The 18,431-nt window shown below is 69.5% G+C and carries 19 protein-coding genes; 9 read left to right on the top strand and 10 right to left on the bottom strand.

Annotated features, from left to right (window positions below; translation table 11 throughout):
* Positions 1–2 precede the first annotated feature (2 nt).
* From gloA to C9F13_RS15705, 3 genes are all read right to left on the bottom strand, one after another.
* Entirely contained in the window at positions 3–536 is a 534-nt protein-coding gene (gloA, locus tag C9F13_RS15695) for a lactoylglutathione lyase (protein WP_108447188.1), read from the bottom strand.
* 75 nt (positions 537–611) lie between these two features.
* Positions 612–2,195, bottom strand: a complete 1,584-nt coding sequence (locus tag C9F13_RS15700) for a GMC family oxidoreductase (RefSeq protein ID WP_211310983.1) — start codon at positions 2,193–2,195, stop codon at positions 612–614.
* 54 nt (positions 2,196–2,249) lie between these two features.
* Complete coding sequence (locus tag C9F13_RS15705) at positions 2,250–2,840, bottom strand: twin-arginine translocation signal domain-containing protein (RefSeq protein ID WP_108447190.1); 591 nt, start codon at positions 2,838–2,840, stop codon at positions 2,250–2,252.
* A 233-nt stretch (positions 2,841–3,073) separates the two neighbouring features.
* Here C9F13_RS15705 and C9F13_RS15710 point away from each other — a divergent pair, with 233 nt between their 5' ends.
* Both C9F13_RS15710 and C9F13_RS15715 read left to right on the top strand, forming a co-directional pair.
* Positions 3,074–3,358, top strand: coding sequence for a ribbon-helix-helix domain-containing protein (locus tag C9F13_RS15710; protein ID WP_108447191.1), 285 nt, complete (start codon positions 3,074–3,076; stop codon positions 3,356–3,358).
* Positions 3,359–3,459: 101 nt separating this feature from the next.
* Positions 3,460–4,098, top strand: a complete 639-nt coding sequence (locus C9F13_RS15715; protein WP_108447192.1) for a DsbA family oxidoreductase — start codon at positions 3,460–3,462, stop codon at positions 4,096–4,098.
* 56 nt (positions 4,099–4,154) lie between these two features.
* Here the strand turns inward: C9F13_RS15715 and C9F13_RS15720 are convergent, their stop codons facing one another.
* The 3 genes from C9F13_RS15720 to C9F13_RS15730 form a co-directional block, all read right to left on the bottom strand.
* Positions 4,155–4,658, bottom strand: coding sequence for an Hsp20/alpha crystallin family protein (locus C9F13_RS15720; protein WP_108447193.1), 504 nt, complete (start codon positions 4,656–4,658; stop codon positions 4,155–4,157).
* Positions 4,659–4,822: 164 nt separating this feature from the next.
* Positions 4,823–5,728, bottom strand: coding sequence for an EamA family transporter (locus C9F13_RS15725; protein WP_108447194.1), 906 nt, complete (start codon positions 5,726–5,728; stop codon positions 4,823–4,825).
* A gap of 288 nt (positions 5,729–6,016) precedes the next feature.
* Positions 6,017–6,454, bottom strand: coding sequence for a nucleoside deaminase (locus C9F13_RS15730; RefSeq protein ID WP_108447195.1), 438 nt, complete (start codon positions 6,452–6,454; stop codon positions 6,017–6,019).
* A gap of 184 nt (positions 6,455–6,638) precedes the next feature.
* Here C9F13_RS15730 and C9F13_RS15735 point away from each other — a divergent pair, with 184 nt between their 5' ends.
* Positions 6,639–7,757 carry a histone deacetylase family protein gene (locus tag C9F13_RS15735; RefSeq protein WP_245888807.1) on the top strand — a complete coding sequence of 373 codons (1,119 nt, stop codon included), beginning with the start codon at positions 6,639–6,641 and terminating at the stop codon, positions 7,755–7,757.
* Between the two features lie 10 nt (positions 7,758–7,767).
* On the opposite strand, the gene C9F13_RS15740 is transcribed toward C9F13_RS15735, so the two are convergent.
* Positions 7,768–8,526, bottom strand: a complete 759-nt coding sequence (locus tag C9F13_RS15740; protein WP_108447196.1) for a VIT1/CCC1 transporter family protein — start codon at positions 8,524–8,526, stop codon at positions 7,768–7,770.
* A gap of 140 nt (positions 8,527–8,666) precedes the next feature.
* Here C9F13_RS15740 and C9F13_RS15745 point away from each other — a divergent pair, with 140 nt between their 5' ends.
* The 6 genes from C9F13_RS15745 (at position 8,667) to C9F13_RS15770 (ending at position 14,936) form a co-directional block, all read left to right on the top strand.
* A complete protein-coding gene (locus tag C9F13_RS15745) occupies positions 8,667–10,445 on the top strand; it encodes a M14 family metallopeptidase (RefSeq protein ID WP_108447197.1) in 1,779 nt (592 codons plus the stop codon).
* 7 nt (positions 10,446–10,452) lie between these two features.
* Complete coding sequence (locus C9F13_RS15750) at positions 10,453–10,902, top strand: GNAT family N-acetyltransferase (protein WP_108447198.1); 450 nt, start codon at positions 10,453–10,455, stop codon at positions 10,900–10,902.
* Positions 10,903–11,071: 169 nt separating this feature from the next.
* Positions 11,072–11,662, top strand: coding sequence for an NADPH-dependent FMN reductase (locus C9F13_RS15755; protein WP_108447199.1), 591 nt, complete (start codon positions 11,072–11,074; stop codon positions 11,660–11,662).
* Positions 11,663–12,146: 484 nt separating this feature from the next.
* A complete protein-coding gene (locus C9F13_RS15760; RefSeq protein WP_108447200.1) occupies positions 12,147–12,368 on the top strand; it encodes a hypothetical protein in 222 nt (73 codons plus the stop codon).
* A 253-nt stretch (positions 12,369–12,621) separates the two neighbouring features.
* A complete protein-coding gene (locus C9F13_RS15765; RefSeq protein ID WP_108447201.1) occupies positions 12,622–13,575 on the top strand; it encodes a zinc metalloprotease HtpX in 954 nt (317 codons plus the stop codon).
* 98 nt (positions 13,576–13,673) lie between these two features.
* Entirely contained in the window at positions 13,674–14,936 is a 1,263-nt protein-coding gene (locus tag C9F13_RS15770) for a M20/M25/M40 family metallo-hydrolase (protein WP_108447202.1), read from the top strand.
* Between the two features lie 39 nt (positions 14,937–14,975).
* On the opposite strand, the gene C9F13_RS15775 is transcribed toward C9F13_RS15770, so the two are convergent.
* The 3 genes from C9F13_RS15775 to C9F13_RS15785 form a co-directional block, all read right to left on the bottom strand.
* On the bottom strand, positions 14,976–15,614 hold the full coding sequence (locus C9F13_RS15775; RefSeq protein ID WP_157955217.1) for a cell division protein ZipA C-terminal FtsZ-binding domain-containing protein: 639 nt from the start codon (positions 15,612–15,614) through the stop codon (positions 14,976–14,978).
* Between the two features lie 209 nt (positions 15,615–15,823).
* A complete protein-coding gene (locus C9F13_RS15780; protein WP_108447204.1) occupies positions 15,824–16,729 on the bottom strand; it encodes a ribose-phosphate diphosphokinase in 906 nt (301 codons plus the stop codon).
* Positions 16,729–18,312 (bottom strand): thymidine phosphorylase family protein, encoded by a 1,584-nt coding sequence (locus tag C9F13_RS15785; protein ID WP_108447205.1) that lies wholly within the window; start codon positions 18,310–18,312, stop codon positions 16,729–16,731. Before C9F13_RS15785 ends, C9F13_RS15780 begins: the two co-directional genes overlap by 1 nt.
* Between the last annotated feature and the right edge of the window lie 119 nt (positions 18,313–18,431).

The raw sequence follows: 18,431 nt of genomic DNA on the forward strand, positions 1-18,431 counted from the left end.
GCTCAGTCGCCCAGGGCGGAGAGCCGGTCGGCCTGGACGACCTCAATCCAGTAGCCGTCGACGTCCTTGACGAACACCACGTCCTTCATCTTGCCCTGGTCGGAGCGCTTGACGAACTCCACCTGGTTGGCGTCGAACCAGGCCTCGGCCGCCTCCAGGTCCGGCACCGAGAAGCAGATGTGGCCGAAGCCCTGCGGTTCGGCATTGCCGTCGTGGTAGATCCGCCCCTCCTGGCCCTCGGTTCCCCAGTTGTGGGTCAACTCCAGCACGCCGCGCTGGCTGAAGGTCCAGACGGTGCGCTCGCCCGTCTCCTCGGGAACGGTCTCGCCGGCTTCCGGACGGGCCAGGAAGTAGAGCGAGAACTGCATCGCCTCGAAGTCGAGCCTGCGCAGCACCCTCATGCCGAACACCCGGGTATAGAAGCTCAGCGACGCCTCGGGGTCCTTGATCCTGAGCATGGTGTGGTTGAGGCGAAAGCCGTCGGCCTCGGGGGGCGGCACCTGGACGCCGGGATACTGCTCACCTGCAAAGCTCATATCGCAACTCCTTGATCGATAACCTATGAGGGACGAGAGACGCGCCCGCTCCTCCGGGCGCGTCCCGTGACCGCATCAGACCACGCCTTGCTGCATCAGCCGGCCGATATGCTCGGCTTGGCGGATCGCCAACGACACGATCGTCAGTGTGGGGTTCTCCGCGGCGGAGGTCGTGAACTGGCTGCCGTCCGAGATGAAGAGGTTAGGAATCTCGTGGGCCTGGCCATAGCCGTTGCAGACCCCATCCTCGGGCCGCTCGCTCATCCGGCAGGTGCCCAGGTTATGGGTCGAGGGATACGGCGGCACCTCGTAGATATCCCTGGCCCCCACCGAGCGATAGAGCTCGGTGCCCTGGCGGTAGCCGTGCTCGCGCATGGAGATGTCATTGGGATGGTCATCGTAGTGGACGTTGGCCACCGGTAGCCCGTAGCGGTCGGTGACCTCGGGGTTGAGGGTCACGCGGTTGCTCTCCTGGGGCAGGTCCTCGCCCACCAGCCACATGCCGGCCATGTTCTCGTACTGGTCGAGGGCACCGGTGAAGCGCGGCCCCCAGGCGCCGGGGTCGAGGAAGGCCGCCATGAACGGCAGGCCCAGCGACAGGGTCTCCATCTCGTAGCCGCCGACGAAGCCCCGCTCGGGATCATGGCGCGCCTCGTCGGAGACGATGCCGGCCATGGTGGTGCCGCGATACATGTGCACCGGCTCATCGAAGGTGGCGTAGACCGAGCCGGTCATGTGGCGCATGTAGTTGCGGCCCACCTGGCCCGAGCCGTTGGCAAGCCCCTCCGGAAACATCGTGCTGGCCGAGTTGAGCAGCAGTCGCGGCGTCTCCAGGGAGTTGCCGGCCACCGCCACGAGTCGCGCCTTTTGACGCTGCTCCTCGCCAGCGGCATCGAAATAGACCACCGCCGTGACCTTGCCACTGCCATCATGCTCGATGCGGGCCACATGGGACTCGGGACGCAGCTCCAGATGACCGGTGGCGATCCCCGCCGGCAGCTCGGTGTAGAGCGTCGACCACTTGGCGCCAGTCTTGCAGCCCTGGAAGCAGAAACCGCGCTGCTGACAGGCGGCGCGTCCGTCGCGAGGCGCGCTGTTGATGGCCATGTGTCCCGTGTTGCAGGAATAACCGAGGTTCTTCGCCCCGTTGTACATCACCTTGAAGTTGTTGTTGCCGGGCAACCCCTTGATGTCGTTGGTCCGCGTTACCCCCATGCGCCGTTCGGCGAGGTCGTAATAGGGGGCAAGATCGTCATAGCTGAGCGGCCAGTCGAGCAGGTTGGCCCCCTCCACCTCGCCGTAGGTCGACAGCGCGGCGAATTCGTGGGGCTGGAGGCGCAGGCTGGCGCCGGCCCAGTGAACGGTGGTGCCACCCACCGACTTGACGATCCATGCCGGCAGGTTGGGGAAGTCCTTGGCGAGGCGGAAACTGCCCGAGGTGGTCCGGGGATCCAGCCAGGCGAGCTGAGCGAAGGAGGCCCACTCGTCGGCCAGGAAGTCGCCGGTGGTGTGCAAGGCACCGGCCTCCAACACCACCACATCGACACCCTGCTGGGCCAGCTCGTTGGCCAGGGTGCCGCCCCCCGCGCCGGACCCGATCACCACGACGACGCTGTCGTCGTCGTGGGCGAAGGTCTTCTGGTTGTCGGTCATTGCCATCTTGGCGTCTCCAGTTGCGTTGTTGTTCTGGTCGTCGATCGCTCGGCGGCCCCGTCAGGCCGTGGGTTCCTCGAAGGGCAGGTAACCACCCTGAGGCTGGGGAGGGTCGGGCAGCCAGGTGAGGTCGTTGAAGCCTTTCGTCAGGTAGCCGCCATCGCCCTCGGCGCCCTGGTAGCCGAAATGGGCAAAGGCCAGAGGGTTGTCGTAGAGCGATACCACGGCATCGCCACGGATGGCCTCGAAGAAGGGAGTTCCCCCCATGGGGGTGAGGATCTCGAGCCGCCTGGCATCGTCGATGGCCAGGAAGTCGCCCCCGGCGGCGGCATCCAGCTCGGCAATGCCCTCGTCGAGCAGGTGGCCCAGTGCGCTCACCTGATCCAGGTTATCCGCCGCCCGAGTCTTGCGATCCAGACTCTTCACGACATGGGCGTAGACGGCGTCCTCGAGGTCGGGATGGGGGAAGATTTGACGGGTGACGGCCAGCAGGACCTCGCCCTGGCGACTGGTCAAGTTATCGAGCGGCATGGCCCAGCTCCGCGAGGGCGCCAGCAGAGCAATGGAGCCGCTGGCAAAGGCCAGGGTACCGGCCAGAACGCCGCCACTCGCCTTGAGAAAGACACGGCGGGACATCGTTGGTGAACTCATCGCTGAACTCTCCGGGGTGAGCGGCGCTGCGCCCTCTGGGCCGCGCCTGGTTTATTGTTGTTGGGATACACCGGCGTACCGGCCACCTGATAGTGAGAGTAGTGACTAGCATGGCCGGAGGGGTAACAGCGGGTTACTACATCGACGATGGTCTAATGCTCAAGCCAAGCGGCAGCAGGCAAGGTCGAGTGTGCCGGGGTGGCTCCGGCGCCCTGATTCTGCGGAGTGATGTCATGTGCCACGTCTATGCCTCCACCGATCCCCGACGCTACGAATGCGTCACCCGCTCGCTGCGCGTCCAGGGCAGCGTGACCAGCGTTCGCCTTGAACAGGAGTTTTGGGAGATCCTCGACCAGATGGCCCAGGACCAGCAGCTCTCCACCAGCCGGTTCATCAGCGAGCTCTACATGGAAGTCCTGGCGACCAAGGGAGCCGTGCCCAACCTCGCATCGATGCTGCGGGTCGCCTGTGCGGTGCACCTGCATATCCGCGCCGAACCCGCCTCACGCAGCGCCTGACACCGCACCACGCAACGTTCCACGTTTCGCACCGACATCATTTTCCTCCGTTGGGTCTGCTGCTACGCTGCCGGGCCATGCCGCGACACTCAGGAGCCCCGATGACCCGGCCGCGCATCACCCTTGACGTCTTCAGCGACTTCGTCTGCCCCTTCTGCTACCTGGAGGCGCCGGAACTCGATGCCTTGGCCGAGCGCTTCGCGGGCGAGGTCATGATCCGCTGGCGCGCCTTCGAGCTGCGTCCCGCACCGGAACCGACCCTCGACCCCGACGGCGACTACCTCCACGACGTCTGGGCGCGGGCCGTCTACCCCATGGCGGCCGAGCGCGGCATGATCCTGCGCCTGCCCCGCCGGCAGCCCCGCTCTCGCCTCGCCCACGAGGCCAGCGCCTGGGCCGCCGAACAGACCGATGAGCGCCCCGATGCCGCCGCGGCGATGCGCACGGCGCTGTTTCGTGGCTTCTTCGAGGAGAGTCTGGACCTGGCCGATCCCGAGGAACTCGCCCGGGCGGCGAAAGGGGTCGGCCTGGACGGCGCGGCGCTGGAGCGCTCGCTCGCCGCCGGGGAGTTCCGCGAGCAGGTACTGGCCGATCAGCGCCTCGCCGGGGAGCTCGGCATCGGCGGCGTGCCGGGCCTGCGCTTCTCGCTGGATGGCGAGCACGCCGGGGTGCTCGAGGGCGCGCAGCCGCGCCGACAGCTGTTCCTGGCCGTGGAGCGGCTGCGCGATCTGATGGGCTGACCTAATAGACTGACCCAGTAGACTGACCCAGTTCGCCTGGAGGCACTCGACGCCGGCTACTTGACCTCGACCCTGCGGCGGTTGGCGCGCTTGAGCTTCGGCAGCGTCAGCTCCAGGACGCCGTTCTTGAAGCTGGCCTCGGCCTTGTCGGTGTCGACCTCGCCGGGCAGGGCCACGGTGCGGGTGAAGGAGCCGCGGGAGATCTCCGAGCGGAAGTACTCGCCCTCCTCCTCCTTGCTCTCCTCGCGATGGTCGCCCTTGATGGTCACCGCGCCGTCGGTCACCGAGACATCGAGCTCCTCGCGCTCGAAGCCCGGCGCCTCGGCCCGCACCACCACCTCGGCGTCGCGGTCGATGACGTCAACCTTGGGCATGCCCTTCTCGAAGGCGGCGAAGCGCTCCCAGAGGGGGTGCTCCCAGCGAGAGGGCATCCGGCCGCGATCGAAGAAGCTCTCTAGCATGCGGTCGAACTCGCGAAACGGGCTCATCGCCCGGGATTCCGACGGCTGGTCAGACGGCTCGGTCGAGACCGGGACCTCCTTGGATGCTTTCTTGGCCATGACGCTACCTCCTCGTGATCGGATCGTAAGGGGAGCGAGCGGGGAAGCCCGGGAGAACACGCCGGGGAGGGCTCGCCCAGGGTAAATATAGTCTCGCCCCGCTCCCCCGCGTTGATCCACATCAAGGGCGTATCGCCATCGGCCGGGACCGCGACGCCTCGGGCTCAGTCCATTCGCGCCTTGAGCACCGACCCTGCCGAGAACGCCAGCATCAGGAAGGCGCCGCTGAAGAAGAGCGTTTCGGGCGAGATCGGCTGTCGCAGCCAGAGCGCCGCCGCGATGATCGCCGTGATCGGCTCGAAACCGTAGAGGAGGCCCGCCACCCCGGGGCTCAGGGGGTCGCCCCCAGCGCCTCGGGCCACGCCGAGCTGGAGGAGCGTATACCCGAGGCCGGTGCCCACCACGCCCGCGAGGATGACATCGCCGTTGCCGGCGGCCTCGAGCAGGGCCGAGAGCGTCGTGTCGGTGGTCAGCAGCGCCAGCGCCGCGGCGATGATGCACCCGTAGGCGAGGTACCAGCCGACGGACGCCAGGTCGTCGGCGGCATGCCGGCTACGCAGCAGCACAGGCAGCAGACCGTAGATCGCACCACTCACCACGGCCGCCCAGAGCGACCAGGAGACCTGTGCACGGGCGTTGTGCGCCGAGAGCACCGTGGCGATCAACGCCACCAGCACGGAGGTGAGGATGAAGACATGCTCGAGGCGCAGACGCCCGGAGGTCTCGACCAGGAACCCGACGACGGCGGACGTGCCGACCAGCGTGATGATCACCGGGGTCACGTCGTTGGTCTCGAGCGCCAGGCTGTAGAGAAAGATGGTCGCCCACCCGATGAGCAGGCCGTTACGCAGTAGCGAGAGATGATCCCGAGGGAGGCGTCGGCCGGGCGCCCTTGCGCGCTGCATGCAACAGGCCCCCATCACGGCCACGGCCCCCCAGAAGAGGCGACCCGTGACGAGCTCGGAGGTACTGAGCCCTCGGTCGAATGCCGCCTCGGTCGGCACGACCACGAGCCCGATCATCGCTGCGCCCAACGCGAAGCACACGGCACGCGGCAGGGGGAGGATCATGGGGCACGGCGGTCGCGGAGAAACGGCCCGAACAGGCGGAGGATCGGCAAGATGAAGGTCCTGGCAGCGTCTGTCTCCAAGGACAGAGGAGAACGTCATGCCGGACGCACGCGCCCTGGCGGCTGGAGACCATGTGCCGGGCATGCCCGAACGAGCGGTCGCGATGTCACTCGCATCCTGCTCCACGGCGTCGTGGCGTCATCCCGGGAGCAGACTCCCTCAAGGTAGCAGCACCCGGCCGACTTGACCCGGATCAAGGGTCTCTCGCCATGCCCTGACGGCCAGGGGCTACTCGCCGATGTCCTCGTGCCACAGCTCGGGCGAGGCGGCGATGAAGGCCTCCATCAGCGCGATGCACTCGGGATCCTGCCACACCTCTACCTCGACGCCGCGTTCCTCGAGCAGCGCCTCCTCGCCGAGGAAGGTCCGGTTCTCGCCGATCACCACCCGGGGGATGCCGTAGAGGAGGATGGCGCCGCTGCACATCGCACAGGGCGAGAGCGTGGTATAGAGCGTGCTCTCGCGGTAGACCTCGGCCGGATGGCGCCCGGCGTTCTCCAGGGCATCCATCTCGCCGTGCAACACCGCGCTGCCCAGCTGCACGCGGCGATTGCGGCCGCGGCCGATGATGACACCGCGATGTACCAGCACGGAGCCGATGGGGATGCCGCCCTCGTCGAGCCCCTGGCGGGCCTCCTCGAGCGCGGCCTGCATGAAGTGTTCCATGGGCGGACTCCCTGCCGGATGACAATGTGCACCAGCCTACGTTGTCCGACCGAAGACGCGCCAGCTCAATGCCGGACGGAGAGGCGGCCTGCGTTGAATGCAGGCTGTGGCACATCCCGGCTATGGTGTACCCAGGCACCCGCTACCGGGTGTCGTGTCGTTCTGCCTTTCAGGAGTTGCCATCGTGGCCGACCAGACCCGCGTGATCACCTTCTACGACGAACGAATGCTGGACCACCACCCCAACATCGAGGTGCCCTTCCTGCCCGACCGCATGGACAAGCGGATTCGTCAGCTGCTCGCCGGTCTCGGCACCCCATGGAAATACCCGGAGCATCCCGGGCGCCTGAGCGCCATTCACCATCTGCTGGAGCGCGAACCGATTGCCGGTCTCAGCTTCGAACCGGGGCGTGCCGCCACCCGCGAACAGCTCGCCCGGGTCCACACCACCACCTACCTGAACGAGATCTTCAGCCTGCGGGGACAGAATGCCTGGCTGGATGTGGATACCACGGCGGTCTCACCGGGCAGCATCGAGGCGGCCGAGGTCGCCGCCGGCACTTCCATCGCCGCCGTGGAGGCCGTCATGGAGGGCCGGTCCGAGAGTGCCTTCGCCCTGGTGCGCCCTCCCGGCCATCATGCGGAGCCGGTTCGAGCGAGGGGGTTCTGCCTCTTCAACAACGTCGCGGTGGCCGCCGCCCATGCCCGAGAAGCCCTGGGCTGCCGGCGGGTGATGATCATCGACTGGGACGCCCATCACGGCAACGGCACCCAGGAGATCTTCTGGGCCGATCCCGATGTGCTGTTCTTCGACATCCACCGCGCCAGCCCCTTCTACCCCGGTTCGGGTCAGCTCGAAGAGGTCGGGGCCGGCCGCGGCGAGGGCACCATCATCAACGTTCCGGTTCCCGCGGGCACCGGCGATGAGGCCTATCTCAAGGCCTTCCGCGATATCCTGTTCCCCGCCGCGGACTGGTTCCGCCCCGACCTGATCCTGGTCTCGGCGGGCTTCGACCCGCACTGGCACGACCTGGCGCTGAACGTCTCCTACGAGGGCTTCGGGGCCATGACCGGCCTGCTGCAGTCACTCGCCGAGCGACACTGCGACGGCCACCTGGTCTTCGTGCTGGAAGGCGGCTACAACCTCGAGTCGCTTGCCCGGGGCACCCATGCCGTGCTCTCGGTGCTGGCCGGCGCGCCTCCCCCGGCGCCCGGCAGTTGCGGGGTGGCCGAGGTGGAGGCGGCCGCCGCCTTCCATCGCAGCGCCTTCGCCGACCCGAGCGACGACACTTCCGCCTCCTGAGCCGCTCCCGTCAGGGGCCCAGGCCGAACATCGCCTGTGCCAAGTAGCCGGTGAAGAAGGCCAGTCCCGCCGCGGCCCCGCCGATCAGCAGGGTCCGCAGCCCCGACGTCAGCAGCGGCTGGTGATAGACGAGACTCTTGCCCATGCCGATCAGGAAGAACATCAGCCCGGCCACCGCCAGGCTCGCCAAGAACTGCCGTGTGGGATCGAGCCACGGCATCGCATAGGGCACGAGCGGCATTGCGCCGACGACCATGAAGGCCAGAAAGGTCGCCCACGCCGAGCGCATCGGGCTGAGTCCGACCGTTTGCAGGCCATGCTCCTCGGCCACCATGGTCTCCACCCATGTCTCGCGATTGCTGCAGATGGTCTCCACCACCCGTTCCAGGGTCTCCCCCGTGAACCCCTTGCGCTGGAAGATCTGGCGGATCTCCTCGCGCTCCCCTTCCGGCACCACATCGATATGGTGATGCTCGGTGCGACGGACCCCGTCGAGATGCTCGCGCTGGGCATGGACCGCCTCGTAGTTGCTGATCGCCATGCTGAAGCCGTCCGCGAGCAGGTTGGCGACCCCCAGCACCAGCGCGACCGTGGAGGAGAACCCTGCGCCGAAGGCTCCGGTGACCACCGCGAAGGTGGTCACGCAGCCGTCGATACCGCCGAGGATGGCATCGGGCAGGTGCCGGTGACGGGAGGGGGCGCGAAGCCGCCGTTCGATCATCTCCGGCCGATGCTCCTGCTCCAGTGCGTCCCGCCGCCGATCGTTCATGTGGCCTCGCATCGTCGCGTTGCTCATCCCGCTGACAGCTTGGCACAGCGGGCCCGGGAGGGATAAGCCGCCCTGCCGAGGCCCGCTTCCCCACGGATGCGCCATACTGACAGCGCGACACGACACGGCGAGGCATCGGCATGACCCAGGACACCTTCAATGGCCTCTTCCGCCGCCGCTACCTCAGCCACGAGGCGCTGACCCGCCAGCTCGAGACCTGGGCCCGGGACCACCCCCGACTGGCCCGCCTGGAAAGCATTGGCGTAAGCCCCGAGGGGCGCGACATCTGGGTGCTGACCCTCGGCCCCGAGCCGGATCGCCGGCGTCCCGCCGTCTGGGTGGACGGCAACATGCACGGGACCGAACTGGCCGGCTCCAGCGTCGCCCTGGCGGTGGCGGAGATGGTCCTGGCGCTGCACCTCGCCCCGGACCGGCTGCCGGTCGAGTGCCCCGAGCACCAGTGCCGGCATCTGCGGGAGGTACTGTTCCATGTCTGCCCGCGCATCTCGCCGGACGGCGCCGAGCAGGTGCTGCGCCAGGGCGGCTTTGTGCGCTCCGCCCCTCGGCGAACCCCCGGCAGCCCCGATCGCCCGAGTTGGCGCAGCGAGGACCTGGACGGCGACGGTCGCTGCCGCTACCTGCGCTGCCAGGACGAGGCGGGCGACTTCGTCGCCTCATCGGACCACCCGGGCCTGATGCTGCCTCGCCAGGTGGAGGACCCGCCCCCCTACTGGCGGCTCTATCCCGAGGGGATGATCGATCACTGGGATGGGGTGACGGTTCCCGAGCCCGACTGGCTGGCCGACACCCCGGACTTCAACCGCAACTTTCCCTGGGGCTGGCGGCCCGAGCCGGATCAGGTCGGCGCCGGCCACTACCCCGGCGACGCCCCCGAGACCCGGGCCATCATCGACTTCGCCCTCGCCCACCCGAACCTCTACGCCTGGCTCAACCTCCACACCTTCGGGGGGGTCTTCATCCGTCCGCTGGTCGATGCCCCGGACCGTGACATGGACCCCCAGGACCTCGCGATCTACCGACAGCTGGCCGCCTGGGGCGCCTCGTTCACCGGCTACCCCACCGTGAGCAGCTTCGAGGAGTTCAGCTACCAGCCGGAGACCCCGCTTCATGGCGACCTCATCGAATTCGCCTATCACCAGCGCGGCTGCCTGGCCCAGGTCTGCGAGCTCTGGGACCTCTTCCAGCGCCTCGACCTGCCCCGTCCCGAACGCTTCATCGACCATTACACCGCGCTGGACCGCGAGCAGATGGCGCGGCTCGCCCGGTGGGATCGAGTCAGCAACGGCGGACGGCTGTTCGACGACTGGCATCCCATGACGCACCCTCAGCTGGGCGAGGTGGAGGTCGGCGGACTGGATCCGTGCCTCGGCATCTGGAACCCGCCGCCTGAGGAGCTGCCGGCGATCTGCGACGGCCTTTGCAGCTACTGGCTGCGGGTCGCCTCGATGATGCCGCGCCTCGTCATCGAGGCGGTGCACTGCACGCCCCTGGGCGAGGGGTTCCATGCCCTGGAGGTGACGGTCGCCAACCATGGCTACCTGCCGAGCTACGGCGTCCAGGCGGCCCGGCAGCGCCCCTGGAACAGTGGACTGGAAGCCGAGGCCAGCACCACGGGCTGTCGGCTCCACGACCCCGCCCGGGCACGCCAGCGGCTGGGCCACCTGGAAGGCTGGGGCCGGGGCCTCGGCGACGGCGCCCAGATGCCCTGGTACCAGCGCTCCCGCGGCAACGGCCACCAGGCCCATGCCGAATGGGTGATCCAGGGGGAGGGCGAGGTGACCCTCCACATCGCCAGCCCCCGGCTGGGCACGGTGTCCCGCTGCATCCGGATCCCCGACCCACGAATGGCCCCTCCGCGAGCCCCTGCCCGGGCTGCCCCTGACACTCCGCGTAGATGAGCACACCATGGACGTCGTACTGAAGCAGGTCACCCGCGAGAACTTCGAGGCCGTCATCGCGCTGGAGGTGGCGACTTCCCAGCGCGGCTATGTGGCCAGCAACCTCTACTCCCTTGCCGAATCGTCCTTCCAGCCCACCCTCCGACCCCGCGCCATTCACTGCGACGGCGAGGTAGCGGGCTTTCTCATGTACGAGTCGTTAGAGCAGGAGGGACGGCTTCCCGCCTACAGCATCTTTCGACTGATGGTCGACCGACACCACCAGGGACGAGGCATCGGGCACCGGGCCCTGCGGTGTGTGCTGGACGAGATCAGGGCGCAGGGGCCCTTCGAGCGCATCTTGATCTGCTATGTGCCCACCAACCAGGTCGCCCGGGACTTCTATGCCGGCCTCGGCTTCCAGGAGATAGGGCTGAGCGAGGCCACCGGCGAGGTGATCGCCGAGATCCGGGGATGACGGGGGACCCGGGGCGACGCGCCCTCGCCGACGCACCCGGTGAACGACAGGCTTGACCACCGGGTGGCCGACGGCCCCAGAATACGGCATGACCCCGAGGATGGTACGGCAGGCCCCGCCTCCCTCTTCGGGAGGCGCGCCACATCGACGGAACGACGAGGAGAGCCCCATGACCGATCGCCAGCCCCACCCCCGCATCCTGGTCTTCGCCGGCAGCACCCGCGCCGGGTCGTACAACAAGCGGCTGGCCCGCCAGGCCGCCGAGAGCATCGAGCGGGCGGGTGGTCGCCCCACCTTCATCGACCTGCGTGACCACCCGATGCCCCTCTACGACGGCGACCTGGAGGCCGAGCGGGGCCTGCCCGAGAACGCCCTGGTGCTGCGGCGCGGCCTGGCCGAGCACGACGGCCTGCTGATCGCCTCGCCGGAGTACAACGGCTTCATCACCCCGCTGCTCAAGAACACCATCGACTGGCTGAGCCGCCCCCACCAGGGCGAGAGCGGCCTTGCGCTCTTCGCGGGCAAGCTGGCCGGCGTGGTCTCCGCCTCCCCGGGAGGGCTCGGCGGCCTGCGCAGCCTGACGCTGACCCGCCAGCTGCTCACCAACATCGGCGTGACCGTGCTGCCCGACCAGCTCGCCGTGGCCCGCGCCGCCGAGGCCTTCGACGACCGGGGCCGGCTCATCGACGACGGGCAGCAGCAGACCCTCGACGCCCTGTGCCAGCGGCTGGTCGACACCCTGCACCGGCTGAAGGCCTGAAGACAGGGGCCGAACGCCGGGCCCGAAGGAATAGCCGGGACGAGGCGCCGCGGAGCCTCGCGGGGCGCCGCCCCGGGGCCCGGGTCCAGCGCCCTACCTTTGTCATCTCAGGGGCCGATAGGGCCGCGGCGACGCCCAGTCGAACGCCTGATTTTCGCCGGCCAGGGGGTGCTTTCGGGCGCCAGCGTGCCGCGCCGCGAGCACCGGGCACTATACTATTAGAGCCAGCGCCAAGGTGCCCGCGGCGGCGACCGGAAGGCCAGCGCAAAGAACCACGGCGGTCATGTGAATTCCAGCCCCTCCTTCTTTCACGCGACCCTCTTCTTGCTCAGCACGCCTTGACGACCGGCACCCCGAGTGTCCGCCAGGGCACGCCCGCACCCGACCGGCGATCCCCTGCGAAGATGGACACTTGCGGATCGGTTCGATGATTGGCGCCGGACCGACCCCACAGCGTCAGCGCCACGACACGATGAGGCGTCCCATGAAACTCACGACCCTGACGGCCATCCTGGTGATCAGTCTGTTCTCCGTGAGTGCCTCCCTGGCAGGCGATTCCACCTATCTGGAAGAGCGCAGTGCTCGTCTGCATCAGGGCATCGCCGACACGAGCGAACAGATGATGGGTACCGAACGTATCCACTCCCAGGAACCTCGGCAGACCTATCAGGGGCCGACCCCAGAGCAGGAGCGCTGGTGGAAGTAACACCGGCAGCCGCGCTGCTCCTGTCTCACTGACCCGACCGCGCACCGGCGCCAGGAAGGCACCCGCCGGCCACAACCGACCGTTCGACACGGTCCCCGACGAGACACGCCGCCACCCCTGACCCAGGCCAGGCCCCGCGAGGGGCCTGGCCTGCCTGCATCACCGTCCGCCGGGGCCGTCGCCGGCCATGACAGCCTTGCCTCGACGAGGGATACTGGGCGTATCGCCCACCCTCCTCAGGTCACCGCGCCTCATGACGACCGAGACCGCGCGTCGCGAGCAAAGCCGCCTGAAGAACGGCCTGCAGACCCTGCTGATCATGGGTGGGCTGGCGCTGGTGCTGGCGGTCCCCGGCTACCTGCTGGCCGGCGGCCTCGGCCTGCTGATGAGCCTCGCCGCGGCGGTCGTCGGGGCGCTGGCCGGCAGCTGGGTGCCGGCCCGGGTGATCCTCGCCGAGGCCGGCGCCGGCCTGGTCGAGCGCCATCAGGCGCCGATCCTCTATCGCCTGCTCGACGCCCTCTATCGACGCGCCGGACTCGCCGGGCCGCCGCGGCTCTTCTACACGCCCTCCCCCGACCTCAACGCCTTCGCGGTGGGCACCCGGCGCGACGGCGGCATCGCCGTCACCGCCGGCCTGCTGCGCACCCTGACCCTGCGCGAGCTGGCCGGAGTGCTCGCCCACGAGGTCAGCCACCTGCGCCACGGCGACACCCGGGTGATGTCGATGGCCGCGGCCATGACGCGCCTGACGCTCTTTCTCACCACGCTGCTGCAGGTCAGCCTGCTGCTGATGCTGCCGATGATCCTGGCCGGCGAGCTGCGACTGCCCTGGGGCGTGCTGCTGATCGTGGCGTTCTCGCCCACCCTCAGCACCCTGCTGCAGCTGGCCCTCTCCCGCCACCGCGAGTACGCCGCCGACCTGGAGGCCGCGAGCCTGACCGGTGACCCCCGGGGCCTGGCCTCGGCACTGGCCGCGCTGGAGCGTCATCACGGCCGCTGGCTGCTGACGCTCTTCGGCCGCCATCCGCCGGCCGGCCCCGAGTGGCTGCGCACCCACCCCTCGACCCGCGAACGCATCCGCCGGCTGCTGGCGGCCGAGCCCCCCGCGGGTCACCCCCCGCTCTCGCCTGCCCTCGATCCCGCGCACTCCCCGGTGATCGACGATCCGCCGGGGCCCCTGGGCCGGGGCTACTGGCTGCGTCGCTGATTTGCGCGCCCGGGCCGCGAGGCCGCATCCTGTGGATCCAGGCTCACCGCCTACGCCGTGAGCGGACCCTTTACACCGAGCCATCGAGAGAGCAGCCCATGAGCGATCCCCAAGCCCCCTGGACCCAGGCCATGCCCGAGGCGCAGTTCGACCTGATGCGGCGCATCCTCGCCGCCCCGAGCCCCGTGGGACTCGAGGGCGCGATGACCTACGGCGTGCTGAAGCCCCGCTTCGAGGCCACCACCCCCGCGCACTGGCGACTCCAGCAGTTCAAGGGCCACGCCGGCGTGGTGCTCGACACCCACCCGGGCCGCGACGACCTGTTCAAGGTGATGATCATCGGCCACGCCGACAAGATCCGCATGCAGGTGCGCTCCATCGGCGAGGACGGCAAGATCTGGATCAACACCGACTCCTTCCTGCCGGGCGTGCTGATCGGCCACGAGGTCACGCTGTTCAGCGAGGATCCCGCGGCGCCGGGCCGCTATCGGCGCCTCGAGGGCGGCACCGTGGAGGCGCTGGGCGCCATCCACTTCTCCGACCCGGCGCAGCGCTCCGGCGAGAAGGGCATCAAGAAGGAGCAGATCTACCTCGACCTGCAGATCCACGGCGAGAACAAGAAGCAGCAGGTGGAGAACCTCGGCGTGCGCCCCGGCGACGCCATCCTGCTCAACCGACCCATCCGCCCGGGCTTCAGCCCGGACACCTTCTACGGCGCCTACCTGGACAACGGCCTGGGCTGCTTCGTCACCGCCGAGGTGGCGCGGCTGATCGCCGAGGCGGGCGGCACCGAGCAGATGCGCGTGCTGTTCGCGATCGCCAGCTACGAGGAGATCGGCCGCTACGGCAGCCGGGTGCTGGCCGGGGAACTGCGTCCCGACGCCATCATCGCCGTGGACGTGAACCACGACTACGTGGCCGCCCCCGGCATCGGCGACCGGCGCATGCAGCCGCTGGAGATGGGCAAGGGCTTCACCATGTCGGTGGGCGCCATCGCCAGCGAGCAGCTCAACCGGATCATCGAGGCCACCGCCCGGGAGCAGGGCATCCCCATGCAACGCGACATCGTGGGGCCCGATACCGGCACCGACGGCATGGCCGGGGTGCTCGCCGCCGTGGACTGCGTGGCCACCTCGATCGGCTTCCCGATCCGCAACATGCACACCATCTCCGAGACCGGCCATACCCGGGACGTGCTGGCGGCGATCCACGCCATCACCCACACCGTCCAGGCCCTGGACGCCCTGCCCGACCCGCATCGCGAGTTCCTCGACCACCACCCGCGCCTGGATGAGGCGGGGCCCCTCGCCCATCAGGGGAGCGCCAAGCCCGAGGGGAGCGGGGAGCAGGACGCCGGCTAGCGGCGCGCCCGGCCATCGCGACGCCCCCGGGCGCGGCGACTAGGGCGTGGCGCCGCGCAGCTGCTCGAACTCCGCGTCGCTGACCTCGCGGCGCTCGGCGTCGAGGATCTTGCCGCCGAGCGCGGCGATGGAGCGGGTGAAGTCGATCAGCGCATCGGGGCTGTGGGCGACGCGACGCCGGTTGCGGAAATGCACCAGGATGGAGAGGCCGTCGACCACCGGGTGCTCCCCCTCCTCGTGCAGGGGCGGCAGCGCGCCGGGCGGCGTGCTGTTGGCGATCATCATGCGATAGCCGGTGCGCGGCGGATGGATGTTGTAGACCCGCTGGCGGGCGTCGTAGACCGCCCCGACCTCCTCCAGCCGGCGGCGGATGCGCCGATTGGTATCGAGCCCGGGCCAGTCGAGGACCACGAACAGGCACTGCCGGACCTCGCCGTCCGCGGCGACACGAAAGCGCCGTGCCACCTGCTCGGGCTCGGGCGCGGCCGGGGCGCTCGGTGCCTGCGGCGCGGGGGGCTCGACCGGGGGCGCCGCCGGCATCTCGGGGGCGGCCTCGGCGCGCTCCTTTTCGGCAGGTCGCTCGGGGCGGCGGTCGCGACGCAGACGCCAGAGCACCCCCACGGCCGCCAGTCCCATGGTCAGGGCCACGCCGGCCAGCAGTACGGCTCCGTTCGTCATGTCCATCGCGCCTCCCCCTTCCGCAGTCCACCGTCGACCTTAAACAAGAACATGACGATATAACCTGCACAAGGCGCCCAGGCCGGGAACAGCCGCGCAAAACCCCCGCTATTCGTCGCTTTGCCCGCCCCCTTCTTGCCGAGTCCCCTTCGCCGAGCGCTCCTGACGGCTTCCTCGATCTGACGATGCCCTCGAGAGGGCCGCGCGAGCTATCGCCAGGCCGCCAGCACCCGGGCGAGGGCCGGCGCCAGCAGCGGCGCCAGGGCGATGGCGTTGCTCGAATGGGCGATGGCGTCGGTGCTCCACACCTCCCCCACCCCGGCGGCCTCGATCACCGCCAGCGCATCGTCGACGAAGAGCGCGTGGGTAACGGCCACGTCCACCGAGGCCGCCCCGGCACCGAGCAGCGCCTCGGCGGCGCGGGCCAGGGTATGGCCGGAGCTCGCCACGTCGTCCATCAGCACCACCTGGCGGCCGGCCACGTCGAGGTCCGGCAGCCGGATCGTCACGTCCCGGTCGCCGCGGCGGGTCTTGTGGCAGACGCCGACCTCGAAGCCGGTCGCCTCGGCCGCACTCTGCACCCACTGGCGCGCCTCGGCGTCGGGGCCGACCAGCAGCGGAGCCGCGCGCTTCTCGGCGATCAGCTCGGCGAGGCGCGGCGCCCCGGAGAGCGCGACGGCGTGGTCGAGGGGAATCGCCTGGTCGAGGCGCGCGATGCGGTGCAGGTGGGGATCGACGGTGATCACGGCGTCGAACAGCTCGGCGAGGAAGTGGCCGATCAGCGGCTGGCTGACCACCTCGCCGGGAGTAAAGGCGATGTCCTGGCGCATGTAGGCGAGATAGGGCGCCACCAGCACCAGCCGGCGCACGCCCTGGGCCCGGGCATGGCGGGCGACCAGCAGCAGCTCGACGAGCTTGTCGTTGGGCCGGTCGAGGCTGCGGTAGACCACCAGGGTCTCGGGGAAGTCGGCGGTATCGGCAAGGGGCAGCGTCAGGCGCAGCTCCTCGTCGGGGAAGCGGTGGCGGGCGATGGCCACCGCCGTCAGCCCCGCGGCCTCGGCCAGGCGGCAGGCGGCGGCGGCCTCGTCGTCGCAGTAGAGCAGTACGGGGCTCATCAGCACTCCACGTTGAGTCGGGTGATCTGGTCGGGCTGGCCGATGGCGAAGCCGCTGTCGCGCTCGCTGGCCTGGCGGGAGAAGGTCAGCTCGTTGGGGTAGGCGGCATAGACGCGATAGAGCGGCTGGCCGGCCTCGACCGTATCGCCGATCCGCGCCAGCACGTCGATCCCGGCGCCCACGGCCCGCGGCGCCCCGGCGAGCCGGGCGATGCGCGCCAGCTGCAGGTTGTCGATGGCGGTCACCACGCCGCCGGAGCGAGCGGTCACTTCCAGGCAGTGCGGCGCCAGCGGCGGCTGCTCGGGATCGAAGGGCCGGGCGCCTTGGGCCGCGATGATGGCCTGCATCTTCTCATGGGCCCGGCCGGCGTCGAGGATGTCCCGGGCCAGGCCGAAGCCGTCGCCGCCGCGCACGTCCGGGTCGAACTCCAGCATTCGCCCGGCCAGGCGCAGGGCCTTCTGGCGCAGGTCCATGGGGGCATCGGGGTGGTTGGTGAGCACTCGCATCACGTCCCGGGCCTCCAGCACGGGGCCGATGCCCCGCCCCACCGGCTGGCTGCCGTCGGTGATCACCACGTCCAGGGTCAGGCCCATGCGCCCGGCCACGAACTCGAAGAGCTTGCGCAGCCGGCGCGCCTCGGGCATCGAGCGCACCTTGGCATGGGGACCGATGGGGATGTCGAGCAGCAGGTGGGTGGAGCCGGCGGCGACCTTCTTGGAGAGGATCGAGGCGACCATCTGCCCCGGGGAGTCGATGGAGAGCGGACGCTCCACCGAGATCAGCACGTCGTCGGCCGGCGAGAGCTGGCTGGTGCCGCCCCAGGCCAGGCAGCCGCGGTGAGTGCGCACTAACTGACCCAGCTCCTCGAAGGGCAGGTCGACGTTGGCCAGCACCTCCATGGTGTCGGCGGTGCCCGAGGGCGAGGTGATGGCCCGCGAGGAGGTCTTGGGGCACAGCAGGCCGTGGGCGGCGACGATCGGCACCACCAGCATCGAGGTGCGGTTGCCGGGGATGCCGCCGATGCAGTGCTTGTCGACCACCGGATGCTCGTGCCAGTCGAGCCGCCGCCCCACCCGGCTCATGGCGTCGCTCAGGTAGAAGACCTCCTCCCGGTCGAGCTCGTTGCGGTCGCAGGCGACCACGAAGGCGGTCAGCTCGATCTTCGAGTAGCGCCGCTCGGCGATGTCCTGAACGATATGCAGGAAGTCGTCACGGGTCAGCCGCTCGCCGGCGATCTTGCGGTGCAGGGCGGGAATCGAGGGCGGCGGCTCGGCCTGCAGGATGCTCACCGGCTGGCCCTCGGCGACCCCCAGGGTGGCGAAGGCCTCCTCGGAGAGCCCCAGCTCCCCGCAGGAGACGATCGAGGCATCGTCCACCACGTTGAGCGTGGCGAGAATGCGCTGGCCGTCGGCCCGCACCTCGACCTTGGCCAGCGCCTGAAAGCCCTCGGCCCGGTAGCGGTCGCACTCCCGGTGCATGTAGGCCACGTTCTCCCGGTAGGTATCGATGCCGACGCGCGTCAGCTTGAGCGGCGAGAGGTGATCCTGAGCGGGTGCCGCCTCGGCGACGGGGGAGCGGGTCATCGTGTCGTCCTTGCAGGGTGGCCGGCCCGCGCCCGAGATGCGGGGGCCGGCCACCCGAATGAGGAATGGCTTCATCCTAGCAGCGCCCCGAGACAGCGTCATCGCGGCTCGGCGCACGC

It is taken from the genome of Halomonas denitrificans (assembly GCF_003056305.1).
Classification (GTDB): Bacteria; Pseudomonadota; Gammaproteobacteria; order Pseudomonadales; family Halomonadaceae; genus Halomonas; species Halomonas denitrificans.